This window comes from uncultured Photobacterium sp. (genome assembly GCF_947502415.1).
GTDB lineage: Bacteria > Pseudomonadota > Gammaproteobacteria > Enterobacterales > Vibrionaceae > Photobacterium.
This window is the reverse complement of the sequence record NZ_CANMZV010000005.1, coordinates 92,287-114,882: the sequence shown is the minus strand read 5'-3', so window position 1 is coordinate 114,882 and position 22,596 is coordinate 92,287. Positions and strand designations below refer to the sequence as shown.

The 22,596-nt window shown below is 47.7% G+C and carries 20 protein-coding genes; 4 read left to right on the top strand and 16 right to left on the bottom strand.

Annotation, left to right across the window (positions count from 1 at the left end; translation table 11 throughout):
• Window positions 1-125: 125 nt before the first annotated feature.
• Window positions 126-1,043, bottom strand: a complete 918-nt coding sequence (locus Q0852_RS07090; RefSeq protein ID WP_299015882.1) for a flagellar motor protein MotB — start codon at window positions 1,041-1,043, stop codon at window positions 126-128.
• A gap of 11 nt (window positions 1,044-1,054) precedes the next feature.
• The gene (gene pomA / locus Q0852_RS07085) at window positions 1,055-1,816 is read right to left on the bottom strand and encodes a flagellar motor protein PomA (RefSeq protein WP_299015880.1); all 762 of its coding nucleotides are present in this window, start codon (window positions 1,814-1,816) and stop codon (window positions 1,055-1,057) included.
• A 268-nt stretch (window positions 1,817-2,084) separates the two neighbouring features.
• Here pomA and xseB point away from each other — a divergent pair, with 268 nt between their 5' ends.
• The 3 genes from xseB to dxs are packed head-to-tail and all read left to right on the top strand — an operon-like array spanning window position 2,085 to window position 5,106.
• Window positions 2,085-2,327 carry an exodeoxyribonuclease VII small subunit gene (gene xseB / locus Q0852_RS07080; RefSeq protein ID WP_299015877.1) on the top strand — a complete coding sequence of 81 codons (243 nt, stop codon included), beginning with the start codon at window positions 2,085-2,087 and terminating at the stop codon, window positions 2,325-2,327.
• Window positions 2,328-2,337: 10 nt separating this feature from the next.
• Complete coding sequence (gene ispA / locus Q0852_RS07075; protein ID WP_299016361.1) at window positions 2,338-3,222, top strand: (2E,6E)-farnesyl diphosphate synthase; 885 nt, start codon at window positions 2,338-2,340, stop codon at window positions 3,220-3,222.
• A 24-nt stretch (window positions 3,223-3,246) separates the two neighbouring features.
• On the top strand, window positions 3,247-5,106 hold the full coding sequence (gene dxs / locus Q0852_RS07070) for a 1-deoxy-D-xylulose-5-phosphate synthase (RefSeq protein WP_299015874.1): 1,860 nt from the start codon (window positions 3,247-3,249) through the stop codon (window positions 5,104-5,106).
• 61 nt (window positions 5,107-5,167) lie between these two features.
• Here dxs and Q0852_RS07065 read toward each other — a convergent pair whose 3' ends face one another.
• The 10 genes from Q0852_RS07065 to glyA form a co-directional block, all read right to left on the bottom strand.
• The gene (locus tag Q0852_RS07065) at window positions 5,168-7,222 is read right to left on the bottom strand and encodes a hypothetical protein (protein WP_299015871.1); all 2,055 of its coding nucleotides are present in this window, start codon (window positions 7,220-7,222) and stop codon (window positions 5,168-5,170) included.
• 182 nt (window positions 7,223-7,404) lie between these two features.
• Window positions 7,405-7,890, bottom strand: a complete 486-nt coding sequence (pgpA, locus tag Q0852_RS07060; protein ID WP_299015868.1) for a phosphatidylglycerophosphatase A — start codon at window positions 7,888-7,890, stop codon at window positions 7,405-7,407.
• 3 nt (window positions 7,891-7,893) lie between these two features.
• Window positions 7,894-8,868: a thiamine-phosphate kinase gene (gene thiL / locus Q0852_RS07055; RefSeq protein WP_299015865.1), complete on the bottom strand. Its 975-nt coding sequence runs from the start codon at window positions 8,866-8,868 to the stop codon at window positions 7,894-7,896.
• A 57-nt stretch (window positions 8,869-8,925) separates the two neighbouring features.
• On the bottom strand, window positions 8,926-9,393 hold the full coding sequence (gene nusB, locus Q0852_RS07050; RefSeq protein ID WP_299015861.1) for a transcription antitermination factor NusB: 468 nt from the start codon (window positions 9,391-9,393) through the stop codon (window positions 8,926-8,928).
• Complete coding sequence (gene ribE / locus Q0852_RS07045; RefSeq protein ID WP_075763709.1) at window positions 9,393-9,863, bottom strand: 6,7-dimethyl-8-ribityllumazine synthase; 471 nt, start codon at window positions 9,861-9,863, stop codon at window positions 9,393-9,395. Before ribE ends, nusB begins: the two co-directional genes overlap by 1 nt.
• Window positions 9,864-10,066: 203 nt before the next feature.
• Complete coding sequence (gene ribBA, locus Q0852_RS07040; RefSeq protein WP_299015854.1) at window positions 10,067-11,170, bottom strand: bifunctional 3,4-dihydroxy-2-butanone-4-phosphate synthase/GTP cyclohydrolase II; 1,104 nt, start codon at window positions 11,168-11,170, stop codon at window positions 10,067-10,069.
• A 35-nt stretch (window positions 11,171-11,205) separates the two neighbouring features.
• Entirely contained in the window at window positions 11,206-11,862 is a 657-nt protein-coding gene (locus tag Q0852_RS07035) for a riboflavin synthase (protein WP_299015851.1), read from the bottom strand.
• Window positions 11,863-11,882: 20 nt separating this feature from the next.
• A complete protein-coding gene (gene ribD / locus Q0852_RS07030) occupies window positions 11,883-13,010 on the bottom strand; it encodes a bifunctional diaminohydroxyphosphoribosylaminopyrimidine deaminase/5-amino-6-(5-phosphoribosylamino)uracil reductase RibD (RefSeq protein WP_299015848.1) in 1,128 nt (375 codons plus the stop codon).
• Window positions 13,011-13,065: 55 nt separating this feature from the next.
• On the bottom strand, window positions 13,066-13,515 hold the full coding sequence (gene nrdR, locus Q0852_RS07025; RefSeq protein WP_299016359.1) for a transcriptional regulator NrdR: 450 nt from the start codon (window positions 13,513-13,515) through the stop codon (window positions 13,066-13,068).
• A 214-nt stretch (window positions 13,516-13,729) separates the two neighbouring features.
• A complete protein-coding gene (gene glyA, locus Q0852_RS07020; RefSeq protein WP_299015845.1) occupies window positions 13,730-14,980 on the bottom strand; it encodes a serine hydroxymethyltransferase in 1,251 nt (416 codons plus the stop codon).
• Between the two features lie 454 nt (window positions 14,981-15,434).
• Between glyA and Q0852_RS07015 the strand changes: the two genes are divergently transcribed.
• A complete protein-coding gene (locus Q0852_RS07015; protein WP_299015843.1) occupies window positions 15,435-16,046 on the top strand; it encodes a YitT family protein in 612 nt (203 codons plus the stop codon).
• Window positions 16,047-16,208: 162 nt separating this feature from the next.
• Here Q0852_RS07015 and glnB read toward each other — a convergent pair whose 3' ends face one another.
• The 4 genes from glnB to Q0852_RS06995 form a co-directional block, all read right to left on the bottom strand.
• Window positions 16,209-16,547 carry a nitrogen regulatory protein P-II gene (glnB, locus tag Q0852_RS07010; protein WP_128785788.1) on the bottom strand — a complete coding sequence of 113 codons (339 nt, stop codon included), beginning with the start codon at window positions 16,545-16,547 and terminating at the stop codon, window positions 16,209-16,211.
• Window positions 16,548-16,689: 142 nt separating this feature from the next.
• On the bottom strand, window positions 16,690-17,118 hold the full coding sequence (locus Q0852_RS07005) for a hypothetical protein (protein WP_299015832.1): 429 nt from the start codon (window positions 17,116-17,118) through the stop codon (window positions 16,690-16,692).
• Window positions 17,119-17,282: 164 nt separating this feature from the next.
• On the bottom strand, window positions 17,283-17,972 hold the full coding sequence (locus Q0852_RS07000) for an HAD family hydrolase (RefSeq protein WP_299015829.1): 690 nt from the start codon (window positions 17,970-17,972) through the stop codon (window positions 17,283-17,285).
• 164 nt (window positions 17,973-18,136) lie between these two features.
• Window positions 18,137-22,171, bottom strand: a complete 4,035-nt coding sequence (locus Q0852_RS06995; protein ID WP_299015826.1) for a hypothetical protein — start codon at window positions 22,169-22,171, stop codon at window positions 18,137-18,139.
• Window positions 22,172-22,596 lie beyond the last annotated feature (425 nt).

Below are 22,596 nucleotides of genomic sequence, written 5' to 3'. Positions count from 1 at the left end.
GCCAAACAATACCATAAGGAATTAAAGGCGCGGATTATACAGCAAGCAAGCTGTTGCTGAAACAAAGATATACAAGGTGAGTTGCCTCACCTTGTATATAGTTCACTGTTAGGTTTAGTGTAGGCTTAATTTTGACTGCTAGACATTTCCTCAGAGTAATGCGGTTTACCCTGCATTATCGAGATTTCAACACGACGGTTTTCTTTGCGCTGCGCTTCAGTCTTATTGTCGTTCAGCGGTGCTATATCAGCCAGGCCGACAACCCGCAGTCGTTTATGGTTAAACCCTTCGACTTTTTCCATCTCCTGGGCAACCGATACTGCCCGCTGGGCTGAAAGATCCCAGTTCGAACGATAAAGCTCCGAATCCAGTTTATGATTATCTGTATGGCCGGATACCCTGATCACACCCGGAACATCTTTCACCAAATTCGCGACCTGTCTTACCAACGGGCGGAATTTCGGTTGCAGAAATGCAGAACCGGCAGGGAACGAACCTTTCTCCTTGATCCTTATCACTACTTGCTGACCAAAACTCTCAACTTCAATCATCCCTTCCTTGATTTCACGGTCAAGGGCCTTTTGCAGCACTTCCAGCAACTGCTTTTGCGACTCAGACATTTCTGATTCGCTGCTTTCATTTTGCTCGGTAGATACTTCTGGGCTCTGACCGCCAGTCAGCTGACCAGCTTCGCGCTTGGTCCCCCCAGCCCGCTCGGACTCCCCTTCATGAAAATCCAGTGTCCGCTGGGTCATATCAATCGTCTGCTGCATGATCACTTCAATCGGCGTCGGCTCTGGTCGGCCTGGCCGGAATTCCTGGGCAATCACGCTTGTCCCCTTCGGAATGTCCTTAACTTCAAGCATGTTCTGGACACCAAAAGCAAATTTCATCGAACCTGCGATCTGTTTAAATTTCAGTACATCCATTTCCGAGAACGAAAGTAGCAGTACGAAAAAACACATCAACAAAGACATCAGATCGGCGAAAGTACCCATCCACGCAGGCAGCCCCGGGGGGGGACATTTGCATTCATCTTCCATTGTCCCTCCCGTTATTCGTCGCCGTCGAAGCTACGTTTCTTCTCGTTAAGGTAGTTTTTCAGATAACCGTCAATCACCCTCGGGTTCTGACCATCCTGAATAGCCAGAACACCATCCATAATCAGACGACGGTTCAGCTTCTCTTCGTCTTTACGCAACTTCAGCTTGGCCGCAATCGGCAACATAACCATGTTGGCAAGAACCGCTCCATACAGTGTCGTCAAAAGGGCAACCGCCATCGCCGGGCCAATCGATTTAGGGTCATCCATGTTTGACAGCATGGCTACCAGACCAATCAATGTACCGATCATCCCCATAGCAGGGGCAACATCTCCCAAAGCTTTAAAGATACCGGCACCTTGCTCATGCCGTTCATTAGTCAAAGCTATATCTTTCTGCATTGTTGCACGAACAACATCAGCATCATGACCATCAACCAGAAGATCAATCCCCTTACGAAGGAAAGTGTTTTCTACTTCCATCTCTTCCAGTGCAAGAAAACCGCCCTTACGAGCAGCATCAGCCATCTCAACAACTTTGGCAATCAAATCTACCGGATTATCGGCTTTGAACATGAACGCCTTTACTGCAATTTTTGCTGCGCCGAAGAATTGCCCGATACTGAACTGCATCAAAACGACAAACATCGAACCACAAAACACAATCAGGCTCGACTGAGTATCAACAAACATACTGATACTACCGCCAAGCACCATCGCCATGATGACAAAGACAAAAGACCCAATTAAACCTATAAGGGTAGCCAAATCCACCAGCAACTCTCCAATTTACGACACAACGCCAACTAATTTATCAACGTATATTCTATCGAACTCTATCTCAAATTGAACAACCATCTTCCCATTCAGAGATAATCAATCGTTCAATCTTGCTTTATATCGGCATCAATTAAATTTGGTTTAGTGTTCTCACAGTAAAAAGCGAAAATAATTGTCTGTTACACAGAATCCTGTGACATAATTTGACCCAGATATAGTCTCTACGTTATTTTTCCTGCACTTAACTCATAGTGAACCCTTTATGGCAGCTAAAAAACCAGAAAATATGGCGTTTGAAGCCGCACTGGACGAACTAGACAGCATCGTCAACGAGCTGGAATCCGGTGATATTGCGTTGGAAGATGCGCTGAAAAAATTTGAACGTGGTATTGCACTTGCCCGTTGCAGCCAGCAAAAGCTGACCCAAGCCGAGCAACGTGTAGAAATTCTGCTTCAGGCAGATGATGAATCCCCCCTGACTGAATTTGATGCAAATAATGAATAACACCTCGATTCTGTCACAGTCTTTGCAGTATTACGCAGATCGTAATAACCAGCAGCTTGCCCAGTGGATCGCCGACCAGCCTTTCTCCAATCAGTTCCTGATCAAGGCGATGAAACACGGTACACTGCTCGGAGGCAAGCGCGCCCGTCCTTTTTTGACTTACATTACGGGCCAAATGTTAGGTGCCAGCTGTGATGAGCTTGATACCCCGGCGGCTGCCGTGGAGTGCATTCATGCATATTCCTTAATCCATGATGACCTACCGGCCATGGATGACGACAACCTTCGCCGAGGCCAGCCAACTTGCCATATTGCTTTTGATGAAGCGACAGCCATTCTGGCCGGTGATGCCTTGCAGACGCTGGCATTTGAAATCCTGGCCTCCGGTTCGCTGAGCAAGCTCGGCGAAAAATACCGGGTCAAGATGATCTCGGAACTAGCACAAGCTTCCGGTGCTGGCGGCATGTGTATGGGCCAGGCCCTGGACTTAGAAGCTGAAGGCCAACAGGTTTCGCTGGAACAACTGGAAACCATCCATAAACACAAAACCGGGGCGCTGATCCGCTGTGCCATCCGCCTCGGCGCCCTGGCCGCAGGTGATAAAGGGGTCACAGTTTTACCGCAGCTCAACCAGTATGCTGATGCTATTGGCCTGGCCTTCCAGGTTCAGGATGATATTCTTGATGTTACCAGTGATACTGAAACCCTAGGAAAACCGCAGGGTTCTGATCTTGAACTGGAAAAAAGCACCTATCCGGCACTACTGGGATTAGAGGGAGCGAAAGAAAAAGCGCAACAACTTTATCAAGAAGCGCTACAAGCATTGGATGCAATACCCTACAATACAGACCAATTAGAAGTTTTTGCCCGATACGTCATCGAGCGCAATAACTAAAATCAGTAAAAGCGCCGAACTGTTATGACACTGGATATTTCAAAATACCCTCATCTGGCTCTGGCGAACACCCCAGATGAACTTCGCTTATTGCCGGCCGAAAGCTTACCGGCAGTTTGCGATGAACTACGCACCTACTTACTGAAGTCAGTAAGCCAAAGCAGTGGTCACTTTGCCTCCGGCTTAGGTGCCGTCGAGCTGACTGTTGCCCTGCATTATGTCTACAACACGCCTTTCGATCACTTGATCTGGGATGTAGGCCATCAGGCATACCCGCACAAAATCCTGACAGGCCGACGCGAGGCAATGTCTACTATCCGCCAGAAAGACGGTCTCCACCCATTCCCGTGGCGTGAAGAAAGTGAATATGATGTTCTTTCTGTCGGTCACTCATCGACTTCGATCAGTGCCGGGCTAGGTATGGCCATTGCTGCCGAAAAAGAAGGCTTAGGCCGCAAAGTCGTCAGTGTTATTGGTGATGGAGCAATCACGGCCGGAATGGCATTTGAAGCCATGAACCACGCTGGTGATGTCCATTCAGATATGCTGGTGATCCTGAATGACAATGAGATGTCAATTTCAGAAAACGTCGGCGCATTGAACAACCACTTAGCCCGTTTGCTCTCTGGCAACCTCTATACCACCATCCGTGAAGGTGGAAAGAAAGTGCTATCTGGTGCGCCACCGATTAAAGAGCTGGTCAAGCGAGCAGAAGAACACCTGAAAGGTATGGTTGTTCCGGGCACTATGTTCGAAGAACTAGGGTTCAACTACATCGGCCCGGTTGACGGTCATGATGTCGACGAACTGGTCAAAACACTGAAGAATATGCGTAACCTGAAAGGACCGCAATTCCTTCATATTATGACCAAAAAAGGCAAAGGCTATGCGCCGGCCGAAGCCGATCCGATCAACTACCATGCTGTACCTAAGTTCGATCTGACACAGAATCCGATCCCGAAAGCCCCGAGCAAACCGACATTCTCCAATGTCTTCGGCAACTGGTTATGTGATATGGCCGAGCAAGACAAGAAGCTGATGGCTATCACACCGGCGATGCGCGAAGGCTCAGGTATGGTTCGGTTCTCCAAGGAATACCCGGATCAGTATTTCGATGTCGCCATTGCAGAACAGCATGCAGTGACGCTTGCAACCGGCATGGCTATCGGTGGTTACAACCCGGTAGTTGCGATCTACTCCACCTTCCTGCAACGCGGCTATGACCAGCTGATCCACGATATCGCTATTATGGATCTACCTGTTATGTTTGCCATCGACCGTGGCGGACTGGTTGGATCTGACGGCCAGACTCACCAAGGCTCATTTGACCTGAGCTTTATGCGTTGTATTCCGAACATGGTGATCATGGCGCCAAGCGATGAAAACGAATGCCGCCAGATGCTGTATACCGGCCACAAGCATCAAGGACCAAGCGCAGTTCGTTACCCTCGAGGCAGCGGAACCGGTATAACGCCTGAGCGTGAGATGACAGCACTTGAAATCGGTAAGGGTATCGTACGTCGTAAAGGTGAGCGCATTGCGATCCTGAACTTTGGTACAACCCTGAGCTACGCTTTGGCAGCGGCTGAAAACCTCAACGCAACAGTTGCCGACATGCGCTTTGTCAAACCATTGGATGAAGCCTTGATCCTGGAATTGGCTGCCAACCACGATGTACTGGTGACAGTGGAAGAAAATGCGATTGCCGGCGGTGCAGGTAGTGGTGTTAATGAGTTCCTGATGAAACAGAAAGTACTGAAACCGGTACTAAATATCGGCCTACCAGATCGTTTCATTGAACAAGGTACCCAGGCTGAGCTACACGCTATGCTGGAAATCGATGGTCCGGGGATCGAAAAGCAGATCCGCGAATATATCGCCTAAGCAACAATTAATAAGGTGCAGGAAATTAATAAGGTGCCGGAGTTTTCCGGCACTATTTCCATCACGGCTGTTTGGCCTTCTTCAATACGATCCCTTCATAACCGCCAACTTCGATATAGCGCGCCGGTTCTCCCAGTGAACCATCGTAACTGACCCGCTGATATTCTCCTGGCAGGGAGACCCTGAGTGGTTTAGCCAACAGAAAACCTTTATCATTCCTTTCCCTGACAGCGCGATACAACACCAAACCATCACTATAATTTCTAGCAATCACCCCTTCTTGAGGCTCACCAAACCAGCCGGTACGATACAACCAGAACCAGTTAGCAGGCTTGATCGGAATGTCCGATATCGATGAAGCTGTTGATTTCACCTTATCTCCTTTATTATCCAAGGAGACAACTTTATAACCTTTGGGTATCACTGTTGGCTGCCCGATATCAACTTCAAGCATTGCCGTAGGCTGGTAAACCCAATTTTTCGGCACCCCCTGCCGATACCAGTTTTTCCGTGATGTATTGCCACTGCCATAGGTAAAAGTCTGATTCCAGCTATGGTAGTAGGTATAACCTGGCAAATTGAAGAGGTAATACAGTGCCAGACCTGTTTCGATATCCCGGTGCCAGGTTTCAGCCACAGATGAGTCGAGTTCACTAAGACCGCCTTTAACCGAGGTCATAACAAGGCTTTTATCCCCGGCCTTAGCCAAAGCAAAACTATCCCAGGAACGCTGCAAACGCTGTAATCCCATCGCTGGTGTCAGGTAATGCTCCCTTAACCAAACATCCACCACATCCTGCAATTCCGGAGGCCACGCCGAGTAATGCCAGAGGTTAAGCTCAGAAATGTTGGCGGCCAGCCACTGGGTCTGGGTTTTCTTTTTCACTAACTGCAAAAAAGCCGCTAGCTGAAGTGCATACTCACTTTCAGCAGCTTCACTCCCGGCCAGATCTGCCATCTCACTGATCTTTCCACCCGATACCACCACAAACTGGTTCGAACCCAGTAACTTGGCCATATCGTCGTTATATGCACCACTCAGCCCCTGTTGCAGCCAGTCTTCCCGGTACCAATTAGCGTGCAAGTCATTAAACTCTTTATTAGTAAAATTTACCCGGTACCAGCACGTTCCCGGCCACATATGTCCGGCAGGGATCAAACGAGACTGATGACGAAAACGAGCGCTCGCCCCTGTATTTCTGCGTGTGGCAAATTCTTTATCATTGATATATCCATCACCATCAACATCATTGGCTCCATCCCAACCGGGAATTGCTAACTGTTGTGCACTGAGTGAAAGCCAGGGCTTAATTGCCAACGAAGCCAAGGTTGTTTCCTGCGCCCAGCTCAGTTTCAGCATCCAGGTTTTCAAGCCATTATCCAACCCGGCCTTGCCGCTGTTCAACTTACGATGGCGGTAATACGGCCAAGCACTCTGCCATGGTTTAGTGAGAGTCAATTCACTGGTAAGATTTTGATTTATACCCTCCTTATCAGCACCGATATTCAGCTCCCACTCCACTTTTAACTTTTTCCACCCGGCAATGTTGCCTTCATCATCGGTTATATTTCGCTTCACTAATGGCGTAGCTGTGGCCTGAACGTCAAAAGCATCAAAAGGATAGGAGGAGAAAACAACCAACTCATCTCCGGGTTGTAAGGTAAGCGGCAATCGGGCAGTCGAAAATTGGTTATCACGGATAAGTAAAAGGTGGTAAGGCTTGCCCTTTAGCAAATAATCCAGCCCGGAGCTGGCTTTTACAACAACCAGACGGGTATCTTCAGAAAAGTGCAGGAATCCATCTTCCATATCGATTCCTTCTTCTGCAGCGTGCTTGCTGAGCCAGGCTGACTGCCTGCCCGGACGACAATTCAGCTTTTGGGTATATATGTAACCCATCGCTATCATCTCATTATTAATGTCCACATCCTGCATACTGCCAAATACGACATCGGCATGCGCCGCTTCCCATTCTTTAACCTCGTGGGATGTATCAAAATATGAAGTTGCTAATGGATCTGTCCAACCTCCGGGCAAAACCCAGGCTGTTCCTGTCGACGGATAAACATCTGCATATGCTGGTAACACTGCCAGCAAACCAATTAACCCATTCATCCAATGCCTCGGCATAGCACCCCACTCAATCATCAAATAACACATAGCGGCAACTGCTCCCGCCGGGATAATGATTCTGTAGGTATAAGCCTAGACGAATTATAGTTAGCGTGTTGATTTTAGGAACAAATAAAAAAGCCGCGCATATAGCGCGGCTTGGAGCATCTGAAGCAAGATGTAGGTTACCAACCCATCCAGTAACCAACACCCCACAGAGATATCATGGCCATGAATCCAGCCAGGATATCGTCTACCATGATCCCAAAGCCACCATGAACATGCTTGTCGAGCCAGCTGATTGGCCATGGCTTCACCATGTCAAAGAATCGGAATAGAACAAAACCTGCCAACACCCACTGCCAGGTCACCACTGGAGCAATGGCCATAGTGATCCAAAATCCGACAAACTCGTCCCAAACGATACTACCGTGATCATGAACCCCCATATCATCAGAGGTTTTCTGACAAATCGTAATCCCAATCAAGGCCGAAACTAAGGTAATCACTAAATAAGCCGCAAATGGCAGCTGAGCAAGCAACAAATAAAATGGAATTGCAGCCAGAGTTCCCATAGTGCCCGGCACAACCGGAGACAAACCACTACCGAACCCTGTCGCTAATAAATGCCAGGGATTTTTTAAACTAATTTTATCTTTTGGATTTCCCACAAATTACTCCGCAAAGTGGTCATAGCCATGCAAATGCCAGTCAAGCTCCTGCCCATCCCGGACAAGTTTGATCCCCGATCCTGATCGCAGCTGACCAATACAAGTCGCCTTAACACCGGAATGCGCCAACGTTGTATCTAAAGCGCCTCGATTTTGCTCTGGTACCGTAAAGCACAGCTCATATTCCTCACCGCTACTCAGTGCCATCTGGCGTGCTTGGGTATCGTTAGGTTCAAACTGACATAGCTCTGGCGAAAGCGGTATTCTATCAACCTCAATGTCTGCGCCAAGCCCGGAGCGCTTCAAAATATGGCCGAGATCAGAAATCAGGCCATCAGAAATATCCAACGCGGCTGATGCGACCCCACGCAGGGCCTGGCCTGCCAAGATCCGAGGCTGCGCCCTGTAATGACGTTCAAGCAAAGTAGCTTTTAACTTTTCATCATCAAGGCATTTATCACCCAACAGCAAAGCTAATCCGGCAGCACTATCACCCAGGTTTCCTGTGACATAAACCCAGTCACCGGCCTCTGCGCCACCACGAGTCAGAGCCTTCCCTTGCGGGACAAACCCATGCACGGTGATCGTAATACTCAATGGCCCCTTGGTCGTATCCCCACCAACCAGTTGGACATTATAGTAATCAGCCAAGGCAAAGAACCCCTGGCAAAACGGCTTCAGCCACTGCTCATCCGGACTCGGCATTGTCAGGGCCAGCGAAACCCAGGCCGGCGTTGCTCCCATCGCAGCCAAGTCACTCAAATTAGAAGCCAGTGCTTTATGAGCGACCAGAGCTGGATCAGCATTAGCCAAAAAGTGTGTACCGGCAACCAGTGAATCAGTACTGACAGCCAGCTGACTGCCGGCCGGTACCTCTAACAAGGCACAATCATCACCGATGGACAGCGCGACATCACGACGGTTTACATTCTGGTGCTCAAAATACCGAGCAATGAGGTCAAATTCGTTACGGGCCATATGAATTCTTTAGATATAAAAAAGGCCAGCTTAGCTGGCCTCTGGAATCGTATTTTATTACTTCTTGCGAAGACTTGGTGCGGCTTTATCAAGTACACCATTCACAAACTTGTGACTATCTTCTGCACCGAATATTTTAGCAAGTTCGATAGCTTCGTTGATAACCACTTTGTAAGGAACATCATCACGCTTCACCATCTCGTACATAGCAAGACGAAGTAGCGCAAGTTCCATCTGATCCAGATCCTGAAGAGGACGCGACAGGTACGGACGCATTTTGCTGTCCAGTTCCTGATGGTTCAGTACTACACCAGTGAACAGATCACGGAAGTATGCAACATCTGTTTGTGGTACTGCTAGCACTGGCGCATCAGCCTGGTGCTCTTCTTCTTCAAAGTTATCGCCTGAAAGGAAGTGCTGCTCGATATCGGCAACATTACCTTTTGTGATTTGCCAAGAGTAAATTGCTTGGATTGCAAACTGACGTGCATTTCGACGTGCGGCTGGTTTCACAGTAACCCCCATTAGGATTCGATTTGGGACAGGACATTAACCATTTCAAGCGCGCTTAGTGCAGCCTCTGCCCCTTTATTACCAGCCTTGGTACCGGCACGCTCAATGGCTTGTTCGATAGAATCTACAGTCAGAACACCAAAAGCAACTGGAGTATTAAACTCAAGAGCGATTTGCGCCAGACCTTTATTACACTCACCGGCAACATAATCAAAGTGTGGAGTACCACCACGGATCACAGAGCCTAGCGCAACAATCGCATCATAACGGTCGCTTTTAGCAACCTGCTGAGCAACCAGCGGAAGCTCGTATGCACCTGGGCAACGAACAACAGTGATATTGTCATCGCTTACCTGACCTTGACGTTTCAGTGCGTCCAACGCACCTGAAAGCAGGCTTTCATTGATAAAGCTGTTGAAGCGTGCGATTACGATAGCAACTTTTGCGTTTGGTGCCGCGATGGCGCCTTCAATTACCTTCATGGGCCTTCCTGTGACTATGTCTTTTCCGGTTTGAGAAACCGCGGGAGTCTACCACACTTTAAAAGTTATACCAATTGGCTTCTCGCCCTGCGGAGTATAAACCTCAAAGCCTGTGGCTACCCGTTGTTCGAACCGTTTATTTGTTATCACCCGTACGTAACGGGAATCTGAATTAACAGGCCAGCTCCCCTGGCCTGAATGAATTACTCGCAAATATACTCAACAATTTCGAGGCCAAAACCTGACAACGAGTGGTAACGCTGGGTGCTTGATGAAAGCAGACGCATTTGGGAAACACCAAGATCAGCCAGAATTTGTGAACCAACACCAACCTGGCGTGACTGATCTTTCGGGTTAAGCTTCACCATCGGCTGGCCGCTCGATTTTGCTGCCATATTTTTCACCTTGGTGATCACTGCATCATGACTTTCATGCTTACTCAGTACGACCAACACACCGCCCTCGTCGGCAATACGTTTCATCGCAACCGGCAGTGTCCACTGAGTCGCGCCGGAGTGAAGAATATCTTTGAACGTATCCTGCAAGTGAACACGAACCAACGTTGATTTATCCGCAGACACATCACCTTTACGCAGCGCGTAATGGATTTGGTTATCGATCGTGTCGCAATAGGTGATCATGTCAAACTCACCAAACTCTGTCGGCAAGCTGCACTCGACAATACGCTCGATAGTAGTTTCGTTGCTATTACGGTACTCGATCAAATCAGCAATCGTACCTAACTTCAGGCCATGCTTCTCGGCAAAGACTTCCAAATCCGGGCGGCGAGCCATCGTGCCATCTTCGTTGAGGATTTCAACAATCACACTCGACGGCTCCAGACCTGCCAGGCGAGCAACGTCACAACCAGCTTCGGTATGACCTGCGCGGGCCAACACCCCACCTTCCTGAGCCATTAACGGGAAAATATGCCCCGGCATCACAATATCAGCAGCACCAGCATTCACAGCCACAGCAGCCTGGACTGTACGGGCACGATCTGCAGCAGAAATCCCGGTAGTGACACCTTCCGCAGCTTCGATTGAAATAGTAAAGTTAGTGCTGAACTGTTCAGTATTATCCTGCACCATCAATGGTAGGTTTAGCTGGCGGCAACGCGCCTCTGTCAGGGTCAGGCAGATCAGGCCTCGACCGTTAGTGGCCATAAAGTTAACCGCTTCAGGGGTAATCTTTTCAGAAGCAATGATCAGATCACCTTCATTTTCGCGATCTTCATCATCCATCAAGATAACCATTTTTCCCTGACGAATATCTTCAATGATTTCTTTTGCGCTGCTTAATGCCATAACAATCCCCTTTCTATAACCTTATATCCTGAGTCTTAACCTAAGAAACCGGTTTTAGCCAACAGGTCCATCGTTACTTCTGATTTTTTCTCTGCCGCCTTCTCACCCAGCATCAAGCGCTCCAGGTAACGGGCAATAACATCGACTTCCAAATTGACCTTACGACCAACCTTAAACGACTCCATGGTCGTTTCTGCTGCGGTATGCGGTACGATGGTCAGTTTAAACTCGTCACCGCGAATAGCGTTAACCGTCAGACTAATACCATCAATAGAAACCGAGCCTTTCTCGGAAATATACTTCGCCAGGTGAGCCGGAGCCTTAACCCAGAACTCAATGGCACGACCGGTATGGGTACGCTCGATAATTTCTGCGACATCATCAACATGACCGGAAACCATGTGACCACCAAAACGAGTCGTCGGCAACATGGCTTTTTCCAGATTTACTTTCTGACCCGCTTTATAATCAACAAAAGCCGTACGCTTAAGTGTTTCAAGTGACAAATCAGCAACGTAACCTTTCCCGGTCAACGCAACCACAGTCAGGCATACGCCGTTAGTCGCGATACTGTCACCCAATTTTACATCGGACAAATCGAGCTTGCCTGAATCAACAGTCACGGAAATGTCAGCACCTTTCGGTGTCAGTGCCGAAATCGTGCCAACCGCTTCGATAATGCCTGTAAACATGAATTTAAATTCCTTGATCATTAAACTTGTTTGATTCGGGCGGTGATCCGGATATCCGGACCAACCATACGGACATCAGTGATATCCAACTCGGGAACTTGCGTCATCGCCGTCAGTCCCTGCAAATCGACTAATCCGCGACTATCGCTCCCCATCAGTTTAGGTGCCTGATAGAGGATCAGCTCATCAACAAGTCCAGCCGATAATAATGCTCCGCCTAAACCAGCGCCGGCCTCGACCCAGATATGGTTAATATCTTGCCGTGCCAACTCCTGAAGCATAGCCTGCAGTTCAACTTGCTTACCGTTCTCGTCTGCACATGGCAGCAACAACTGCTCAACCGCTTCCGGCCAATCCTCATTGCCACGCTCAATACGAGCCAGAATAGTTTTGCCTGGTAAGTTAATCAGCTTATGTACTGGTGTTACGCGATTTTGGCTGTCAATAATAACCCGGAGGGGATGGCGAAGTGACTGCTCTGGATAGATTCCCTGGACGGCTTCACCCAGCTCATTCCAACGAATGTTCAGTGAAGGGTCATCAGCCAGCACTGTTGCACTGGTGGAAAGAATAGCGCCGGCCTCAGCACGAAAACGCTGCACATCAGCACGAGCGGCAGGGCCAGTGATCCATTTACTCTCACCGTTAGCCAGTGCCGTCCGGCCATCAAGACTGGCTGCGAGCTTGAGCTGAACAAATGGCATACCGGTTTTCATGCGCTTGATAAAACCGATATTTAACTTCTGAGCCTCAGCCTCAAGCAAACCGGTTTGCACCTCAATACCTGCCACCTGGAGCATTTCGATACCCCGTCCAGCTACGCGCGGATTCGGATCGACCATGGCACAGACAACGCGCGCAACTTTCGCTTTTATTAATGCTTCAGCACAAGGCGGGGTTCGCCCGTAATGGGAACAGGGTTCTAAAGTCACATAAGCGGTTGCCCCACAGGCTTTATCACCTGCGGCGCGCAAGGCAAACACTTCAGCATGCGGCTGCCCGGCCTGATAATGGAAACCTTCGCCCACAATGTCATCACCATGGGCAATGACACAGCCAACATTTGGATTCGGGGCTGTTGTAAATCGGCCACGCTTTGCCAGTTCAATGGCACGTAGCATCATGGCATGATCAATGGGTGAGAACATCTGGCTTTGTATTCACTTCACGGAGTTAATCTGCACAACAGCGGCGCTAACTCACTTACTTTTCCAACTTGGCGATTTCTTCACCAAATTCACGAATATCTTCAAAACTGCGATAAACCGATGCGAAGCGGATATAAGCAACTTTATCCAGCTCTTTCAGTGCTTCCATGACCAGGTTACCGACCATTTCCGACGGAATTTCACGTTCACCCGTAGCACGAAGACGAGACTTGATTGTATTTATCGCACGCTCAATATCGTCGGTACTGACCGGACGTTTTTCCAATGCGCGCTGAATACCGCCACGCAATTTATCTTCATTGAACGGTTCACGGTTGCCGTTGGTTTTAATCATCCTTGGCATCACAAGTTCTGCAGTTTCAAACGTTGTATAACGTTCATTACAAGCCAAACACTGGCGACGACGACGGACTTGATGGCCGTCTGCAACCAGACGGGAATCGATTACTTTGGTGTCATTTGCACCACAAAAAGGACAATGCATCATGCCTCCTAATTTTCGTCGATCCAGTGTAACCCATTTCAGTCATATATTGAGAGTTTTAGCGCGTTTTTTCTGGCTCTTTATGCTGCAAAAAGAAAAAACGAAAGGAAATAGCACGATCAAAAAGGGCCTGCATAGCAGCAAGCCCTTTTAATCAATATGCCAGTACCATTAATCAAGCACTAAGCAACAACTTGGAACAGCACCAAGAAAGTTAGGCATACACAGGCAGACGCTTACAGATTTCCAGTACTTTCGCCTTTGTAGCTTCAATCACTTCAGGATTATCGATGTTATCCAGAACATCACACATCCAGCCAGCTAACTGCTTGGTATCTTCGATAGTAAAGCCACGACGGGTAATAGCCGGCGTACCAATGCGAATGCCAGATGTAACAAACGGGCTACGAGGATCGTTTGGTACGCTGTTCTTATTTACAGTGATATTTGCTGCCCCCAACGCGGCATCAGCTTCTTTGCCTGTAATCCCCTTGTCGATCAGATCAATCAGGAATAGGTGGTTCTCAGTACCGCCAGAGACAATCTTATAGCCACGCCCGATAAACTCACTGACCATAGCTTTAGCATTTTCAACCACGTGAGCCTGATACTCTTTGAATTCAGGCTCCATCGCTTCTTTGAATGCTACCGCTTTTGCTGCGATTACATGCATCAGCGGGCCACCTTGACCGCCAGGGAATACAGCTGAATTCAACTTCTTATAGAACTCTTCGCCGGCACTGGACAAGATCAAACCGCCACGAGGGCCAGCCAAGGTCTTATGAGTTGTCGTGGTTACCACATGGGCATGAGGTACAGGATTTGGGTAAACACCAGCGGCAATCAGGCCCGCTACGTGCGCCATATCCACAAAGAAGTACGCGCCAACTTTGTCTGCGATTTCACGCATGCGTTCCCAGTCAACAATTTGAGAATAAGCAGAAAAACCACCGATAATCATTTTTGGCTTGTGCTCAAGTGCAAGAGCTTCTACTTCTGCGTAGTCAATCTGGCCGTGTTCATCAATACCATAAGGGATCACGTTATACAGCTTACCGGAAAAGTTAACTGGTGAACCGTGAGTCAAGTGACCACCGTGTGCCAGGCTCATACCCAAAACCGTATCACCGGCGTTTAGCAATGCCATGTACACAGCATTGTTTGCCTGTGAACCAGAGTGAGGCTGAACGTTCGCGTATTCAGCACCAAACAACTGGCAAGCACGGTCAATTGCTAACTGCTCTGCCTTGTCAACATACTCACAACCACCATAGTAGCGCTTGCCAGGATACCCTTCGGCATATTTATTTGTTAGCTGAGAACCTTGTGCTTCCATTACACGCGGGCTGGTGTAGTTTTCAGAAGCAATTAACTCGATGTGCTCTTCCTGACGCGCAGTTTCTTCCTGAATGGCTGCAAAAAGCTCTGCGTCATAATCGGCAATATTCATGTCGCGTTTTAGCATCTGTATCTCCTGACTCAGATTGTTCTCATACAATTCACATAATCACCCGATAAACTCGGTTCCGGGAGTGAACTGGTGGTAAACACTATTTTTCAGTAAAAAAGGCAAAACCACAAAGCTAGGCGCCGCCTGGACGCAAACGTTTTCGTTCCACCGATATCTAACGCTGTATATTACAGAATTTGATCTAAATCAGATAGTCCCAAGTTATCTTTTTATTGTTATTTCTATATGTTAATTCTCAACAGCCGCATGATTTGTTTTCATGTTGATGAAACCGTCACCAATAGGAATAGATACTCTTGCACCGAGAATACAAGTAAGCACACAAATTAATTATTTACATCTACGTAAATAATAGCTTACACATCCGTTCGGACTCTTTCTCTCAATGCCTTCATTTTTCAAACCGTTCACAATTATTATTGCACCTCCAAATATAAGGAGAGTTCATTTGAGCGGTTATCACCATTCTCTAAAAGAAAATATTATTGCGATTTTGACCGGCACATTCATCGTCTCCCAAGGCGTTTTCTTTCTGCAACAAGCCGATTTGCTCACTGGCGGAACAACCGGCTTAGCCTTGCTACTTAGCCAGTTTGTCGACCTGACTTTCGGCCAGCTATACTTTCTACTCAATACGCCTTTCTACCTGATGGCATGGTTTAGGATGGGAAAACGCTTTGCCGTCACCAGCATTATCTCCGGCGGTATGGTCTCAATAATTACTGATAACCTTTATCGAGTACTCGAAATCAGCCGACTCGAACCGCTCTATTGTGCAGTAATTGGTGGCCTGTTGATGGGGCTGGGAATGCTTATCCTGTTTCGCCATCAGACCAGCCTCGGCGGCTTTAATGTACTGGTACTGTTCCTTCAGGATAAATTTGGCCTGTCAGCAGGTAAACTCCAAATGGGCATCGATATCAGCATTCTGATCGCTTCTTTCTTCCTGGTCAGCCCTGAGACCCTCGGCCTGTCGATTATCGGCGCTATCATGCTAAACCTGGTACTGGCCATGAACCACAAGCCGGGCCGCTACAGCGGCCAAGCAATCACGAGCTAAACCTAAACAACATAAAAAAGGCTTGCCAAATGGCAAGCCTTTTTTATTTCTAGTTCTGTAATACCAAACTGAGCAGCAGCAACGAAGGGGCGCGGAGTTTATACGCATAAATATGCCCCCTGATGCAGTTATTGAGCGAAATAACGAAGCAATAACGCAATTTTAGATGGCGTCTTCGTCTTCCTCGCCCGTCCGGATGCGAACTACACGCTCAACATCAAACATGAAGATCTTACCGTCACCGATCTTACCCGTTTGTGCCGTTTCGATAATGGTATCGATACATTGTTCAGCCACTTCATCTGCAACCACAATTTCAAGTTTCACTTTCGGCAAGAAGTCCACCATGTATTCTGCACCGCGATATAACTCGGTGTGACCTTTCTGACGGCCGAAACCTTTTACTTCTGAAACAGTCATGCCTGTAATACCGACTTCTGCCAGAGCTTCCCGAACATCATCAAGCTTAAAAGGCTTAATAACAGCTTCAATTTTTTTCATCTTTCATCGTCCTTTACTGAGCAGAGATCCAGTGGTGCGCCAGGCGTCACCAACTACCTGATTAATATTGGCTGTATTATCACAGATCTGAGGCTGTAAGCTCAATCCATTGTCATCGTTGATTTTTATTGAATAAATGATGTCACCAACTTTTTGCCTGAGGTTTTTCGGTATATATAATCACATTGGAATCCATCATTCGAAGCAGCAATAACACAGCATAGACCAAGACACCGCTATTAAGTGCAACAATCGTTATCCGACGATATTCAGGATCAACCAGCGAGGGCAAATACGGAATGAGACTGAATTTAAAAAACATTGTGACGGCGGGAATAAAGAAATAGAGTGGAATAAAGCCCCATTTTCGGCCACGCATCAAACCAGAAATAGCTAACAGGCCTGACAGTAAAACCAACATAGCGATGATACTGGGTACAATCCCAACTTGGTTGAAACCAAAGAGGATCGCAAATGTATCAAAATAGCGGAGCAAGCAAATAATCACCAATGCTGCCAATGCTTTGGCCGCATTTACCATTCCATTGCTATTGGGATATTCCATACCCATCTCTCTTCCATGATAGCGATTAACTGACAAGCCATCTGCTCAAAAAACAAGCCGTGAATTTTATGCGTGATTAGCAAATGACTCAACTGAAATAATTGACAAATACCTCTCTCACATCACAGTCTTTGACCAATCTCTTAATAAGCATTCCTTGTCTAACAAGTTCAACTCAATATTCCCATCGAAGTTTTCACCAAATCGACAAAGCCCGTCAATGAGCGTACGACCCGAGTCCCGACTTTAGCAACACTATCACGACGGTTCAGCCATACCGCTTTCATCCCAAATTGCTGAGCAGCCAGCACATCATTTTCTGGGTGATTACCGATATACCAGCACTCTTCAGCCCTCTCTTTGGCCGAATAAATCGCAGCCTGGAATATTCGCGGGTCCGGTTTAGCCGCCCCTGCCTGCTCTGAGGTCATCACAAAACCAAAGTAATCCAGTATTCCTGTTTCCCGCAGTTTCGCTGTCTGCTTAGAGCTAAACCCATTACTGATCACAGCTAGCGGTGATACAGCCTTGAGCTGCTTCAGTGCCGGTATAACATCCGGAAACAAACGCCAATGCGTTCGATAAATAGCATAATACTCAGCAAATAACTGGTCCGCTTCAGATACGGTTAGAGGTCGTTCAAACAACTCGCTGATCCGGGCCCGGCGCTGCTCCTCAAAATTCAGCTCCCCTGCACGCCAGCGTGCGCGGTATCTATTAGTAATATCACGCCAGATCTGTTCAGGACGATCTGGACTGGAAATAATGCTATCCGGATAACGAAAAACAAAGCTTCGAATGGCATCTTGCTCGGCACCATCATGGTCAAGCAAGGTATTATCCAGATCAAAAAAAATCATAGCCCCTACCCCACAAAGGCGAGAAGATTAAGTGAAAATAGTTAGCTGTTACGAATTTTGCCAATAATTGTGTTTGATTTGTAATCAACATTTTCCCTGCAACAAAAAAACCGCCCCGAGGGGCGGTTTTTTTGAGTCGTCAAAATTGCTTATTCAGGCCATTATTATGGCTGGTAAGTCACTTTGATCGCATCGGCAACCAAGCCACAGTCATAGCTACTAAACCAACCTGAGTGATGATATGCACCACTCACCCGCACCTTGTATTGCACACCTTCAAATAAGTAAACGATGTCAGTCATAGATTCAAATTCATGTGTTTTACCGTAAGTATCAACCGTTTTCTCAACCAACGTTTGCTCACCTTTCAGAACCTGATACAAGGTTTTATCTGAACCATAACCATGCTTACCGTCAAAGTTGCCCGGGCTATTAAACGCTATCTGATAACGGCCACTTTTAGCAACACTGAACGTCCATTCTGCAACGGCATCCTCATCTGTCGAGTAATAATAGTCATCACCATATTGACCGTTATTAGCCGTTTTCAATGTACCTGCCACCGTAACACTGAAGTTCGAAGCCGTGTTATCCATAACCTTGCCTTGAGATTCAGTACTGACACAATCCGGAGTCATACATTTGAAAGCAGTCAGAGACGCTTCAAACTCACGTTTCAAGGTCTGCATCTGAGGCGCCGACATCGTATTATCAACCGCTGCCTGTTTTAGCGCATCCAGCTCATGCTGCAGGTTATTTATCGCAGCTTGCGAATGCTGCCCTTGCTGGCCACCAATTTGAACTGAAGCAAGGAAACTTTCTGTCTGCCCAATCAATTGCTGCAATTCAGCGGCAGCCGACATGTTAGTATTAGGCGATACATATTCGATCTTGATAGCATCGGCAATCAACGGTCCTGTGTACTTATATTCGGTACTGCGGTTATGCAACGTTACTTTATAGTCACGATTTACATCTGCAAAAACAAACTCACCCAACTCGACATATTTTCCGTTTGGTGCCAGCGTATAATCAAACGGTGCCGCAAGATTCGTGCCCCCCACAAGATTAAAGAGTTTATTACCCGATTCACCAGACGAAGAGAACACGTTATACAACGCACCAGTCGTCGCACCATGGGTTACCAGCCCAGTAGAAAAATCAGATGGTGTACGCATTGACACACGGTATGTACCCGGCCTCGCTACACGGAACCACCATGCGGCATGGTCAGCGTAATTAGACGCATAGGCATAGGTCTCTCCCTGAGTATCACCAGCACGATCACGATAGACAGTCCAACTACTACCGATCTTTTCAAACGCAGGCTCATCGTTATCAATGATACATTCCTTGCCAATCTCACAATGTTTCGGCTGCTTATTCGCTAACTTAATCGGCGGTAGTGGGATATCTCCTGCATGCGGATCAATCCGGCTCAGGAAATCTGCATCGTTCACCGCAACTTTAGTACCGTTGTGGGTAAAGAAGTCACTGACATGGCCAGTCATTTCCAGGAACAAGCCCCCAGAGCGTTTGATCGAGTCCGCAATTAAATGAACAATTGGTTGATTGGAGATCAATCCACTAAATGACATTGATACTTTAGACAAATCTTTATTATCAACCATTAATCGCTGGATGTTTTCCAGAGCCATCACCGGCGTGACATGCGTACCGCGGTTAAAGCGTGCAACCACCTTCAACGGTTCACCATGTTCAGAAGTAACAGAAAAACTCTGATTAACTGCCGCAGCATTAGGTTTAAGCGACTGAAGCCCCATCAATTTAATCATCGGCTCAGTACCGGCCAGTGGGGCTGCAATGCTACCTTTATACGGCTCAACCGGCTTACCATCAGCACTATTAGGAATCGTTTGATCCGGCAATGTGAACATTGGTTCACCTTCCGCCGTATATTGCTGGTAACCATAACCGTCAAGAACCGGCGCACCACCAACCACTTCGGCCATATAAATACCGGTATCGCTCGCTTTTAGCTTAGCGGCATAGTTCAGCGGATCTATACCGTCAATCATGCTCTGCAGAGTATAGAAATAGTGCTCAAACGCTTTTGTACCCAACTCAAGCGACTGCTCAGAACCAAGATGCTTCAGAGCACCCAGGATTTCAGGCCTGAAACCCGGTGAATGCTCAAGCAGTTTCGGCACACCGCCGCCGGTTGTCAGTAGCGCTGTCGCCTGAATTTTCGGTAAACCAGGGTTATTTTTTTGTACCGTTGGATCATTGTTCACCGCTACAAACGGCATACCCAATACACCACCTAGTGAGTGGCCGACAAAGTAAACGCGGCTAATATCAAAATCACCGATGTTACCGTCACCATCAACATCAAGTTCATTCAAACTGGCCAGGCTGGCATTCAGGTTCAGCAAGTCAGAAATCGCCTGACGCATACGATCACGCTGGCTCAGCACATTACTGAAATTCATAAAGGTAGAACCTGAGCTGCCCTTAAGCGACGTCGGATCCCAACTCATCGTCTCCATCTGGCCTGTTGGGGTACGAGTCGCGCTGAAGTGGCGCTCGACGATACCCTGCATTTCTTGCTGGCGTAGATTAAGTTTGGCCTTTTCTTCTTGTTCAGAGTCAGACAGAGTTACCTTACTTTCCAGCTCATCTAACTTTTTAGCTGTTTCGGAACGTAATGAATCCATACCAAAGCCGATAAATGGCGAAGGTACCGCAGCATTACCCACCAGCAACTGTGGCGAAATACCATGTAGCGGCAGATCCATTGCAATCGTCGCAAAGCAGTCATTTTCCGGGCGCTCTTTATCACACATTGACGCCAGTGCCATACCCGCCGGGAAGCTATTACTGCGGTCCCCCAAAATGCCGTGCTGGAAAATCACTACCGGCCAGCCCTGCGCAGGCTTATGCTGAGCCTCGGGCAATGTCACCAAAAACGGCACCTTATAATCAGCCGTCTTTTTAGGCGACATCACAGCGGCTGGTGAATCATCGCCTGAAGCATCAGTTATCCATTCATCCTTAGCAAACTGAGATAGAGAAGCTGGCTTGATATGGCCGGATTCTTCGTCAAGATCAGGTTTGGCCAGATAATATGGCAACGTAATGTGACCCTGTACGAACTTTATACTTGGGTAATCAAGTCCCATTGACCCTAACAGCAGATCAACATTAGATCCGGTCAGGCTGGACAAATCAGTCTGCTTAAGCTGCTCGATATTTTCGACTGTTGTGCTAAACTGAGCAGCCAGAGCCTCGCTATCCAACGAGGTGAATATCACACCTAGCTTTTTCAGGAAAGGATCCAGCAACTTACCAACGGTCAAATCACGGCGAATAATACCGACCGGACGCGCTTTCGCCATCTCTGGACTTGCCAGCACTTCCAGCATCTCAGTGCCAGTTGTAGTAGTAAAAGTAAAGGCATGAGCAACCTGCTCGCCTGCTTTCTGGCGGTCAGCAGACAGGTAACTCGATTTACCGTTCTCGGCAAAACCACCGGCAATCGCAACAAGGGCATCACTTGCCATGCTGTGCCAGCGGGAGACCACCTCCGCCAATGGCGAATCAGCTTCTGGCTGCGCCGAATTGCTGAAGTGGGAATAATCATCGGCAGCAACAACTGGCTGGCCGTTGGTATCGCGCAGGGTATTGGTCAGGATCACCAGATACTTGGTTTTCGATGCAAGCGGTGCCAGCGGGCTGATACGAAGTACACTGTTTTTTCCGTCCAACGTCACAACATTAGCACGGAACTGCTGTTGATCTAATTTCAACTGATCAATCAGTGCACTGCCGTTACCCGGATAGCTCGCCAAAGAGACATACTCATCGCTGTTAGATTTCAGCGGTAACAGAAATACATTCTGAGTCGGCCCCGTAAATGACACGCTGTCAGGATCCAGCGGCTGACTGAATGTCACATCAAACTGCGCACTGGTCGAGAAGCCATCGCTATCCGCCAGCGTCAGACCGCGACGGCCATTGATGCTTACCACACCATCATCAGCAGTATAGTAGTCCACACCCGCGGCAAAGCGAGCACCAAAGCGTAAGTCATTCACCAAATCCATTTGCTGACTGTGCGGCGAAAAGATCACATGCGGCCGGTCTCCGGCACTATAAGACGTCATATCTGTCGTCTTAGTCTTAGATGATGAGCCGTCCAAACAGCCTGTAACAGACGCACTCAAAGCCAGAATCACTAAACTGCCTTTCAACGAAAGGCGGTGAGGTCGGTTTATAGATTGAGATGAATTACCAAACACTAGACACCAATTAATCAATAACAGTGCCACAGCCAAATTCATAACATACCCAATTAAAGCCAGAAGGGTGCTCGGCTACAAAGATCAGAATTTGGTTGTGAAACTGTGTAATGGACTTACAGAAGCAAAAATAAAGACTGACTAAATTAAGGACTCTAAGATTCAATCAGTTAATATGACTAAAATTGAATAGTCATACAAATATACTTCCCGTGAAAGAGGCGGGATTATACAGAGCCTGCCCCCCAGAGAGGTCGGATGTGCTTATTGAATTGGTGAATAAAAAAGCGGTTGAGCATACATAAAAAGGCGCTGAGCAAAAAATGAGCTCAACGCCTTTTCTTATTGTTCTTTTTGGGTCA

Coding starts and splice junctions, on each gene's coding strand:
- ribD (WP_299015848.1), bottom strand. CDS start 13,010: ATGTTCTCACCCATTGATCATGCCATGATGCTACGTGCCATTGAACTG.
- thiL (WP_299015865.1), bottom strand. CDS start 8,868: ATGGCCCGTAACGAATTTGACCTCATTGCTCGGTATTTTGAGCACCAG.
- ribE (WP_075763709.1), bottom strand. CDS start 9,863: ATGAAGGTAATTGAAGGCGCCATCGCGGCACCAAACGCAAAAGTTGCT.
- xseB (WP_299015877.1), top strand. CDS start 2,085: ATGGCAGCTAAAAAACCAGAAAATATGGCGTTTGAAGCCGCACTGGAC.
- Q0852_RS07035 (WP_299015851.1), bottom strand. CDS start 11,862: ATGTTTACAGGCATTATCGAAGCGGTTGGCACGATTTCGGCACTGACA.
- ribBA (WP_299015854.1), bottom strand. CDS start 11,170: ATGGCATTAAGCAGCGCAAAAGAAATCATTGAAGATATTCGTCAGGGA.
- Q0852_RS07065 (WP_299015871.1), bottom strand. CDS start 7,222: ATGAATGGGTTAATTGGTTTGCTGGCAGTGTTACCAGCATATGCAGAT.
- Q0852_RS07000 (WP_299015829.1), bottom strand. CDS start 17,972: ATGATTTTTTTTGATCTGGATAATACCTTGCTTGACCATGATGGTGCC.
- Q0852_RS07005 (WP_299015832.1), bottom strand. CDS start 17,118: ATGGGTATGGAATATCCCAATAGCAATGGAATGGTAAATGCGGCCAAA.
- nusB (WP_299015861.1), bottom strand. CDS start 9,393: ATGGGGGTTACTGTGAAACCAGCCGCACGTCGAAATGCACGTCAGTTT.
- glnB (WP_128785788.1), bottom strand. CDS start 16,547: ATGAAAAAAATTGAAGCTGTTATTAAGCCTTTTAAGCTTGATGATGTT.
- nrdR (WP_299016359.1), bottom strand. CDS start 13,515: ATGCATTGTCCTTTTTGTGGTGCAAATGACACCAAAGTAATCGATTCC.
- Q0852_RS07090 (WP_299015882.1), bottom strand. CDS start 1,043: ATGGAAGATGAATGCAAATGTCCCCCCCCGGGGCTGCCTGCGTGGATG.
- glyA (WP_299015845.1), bottom strand. CDS start 14,980: ATGCTAAAACGCGACATGAATATTGCCGATTATGACGCAGAGCTTTTT.
- dxs (WP_299015874.1), top strand. CDS start 3,247: ATGACACTGGATATTTCAAAATACCCTCATCTGGCTCTGGCGAACACC.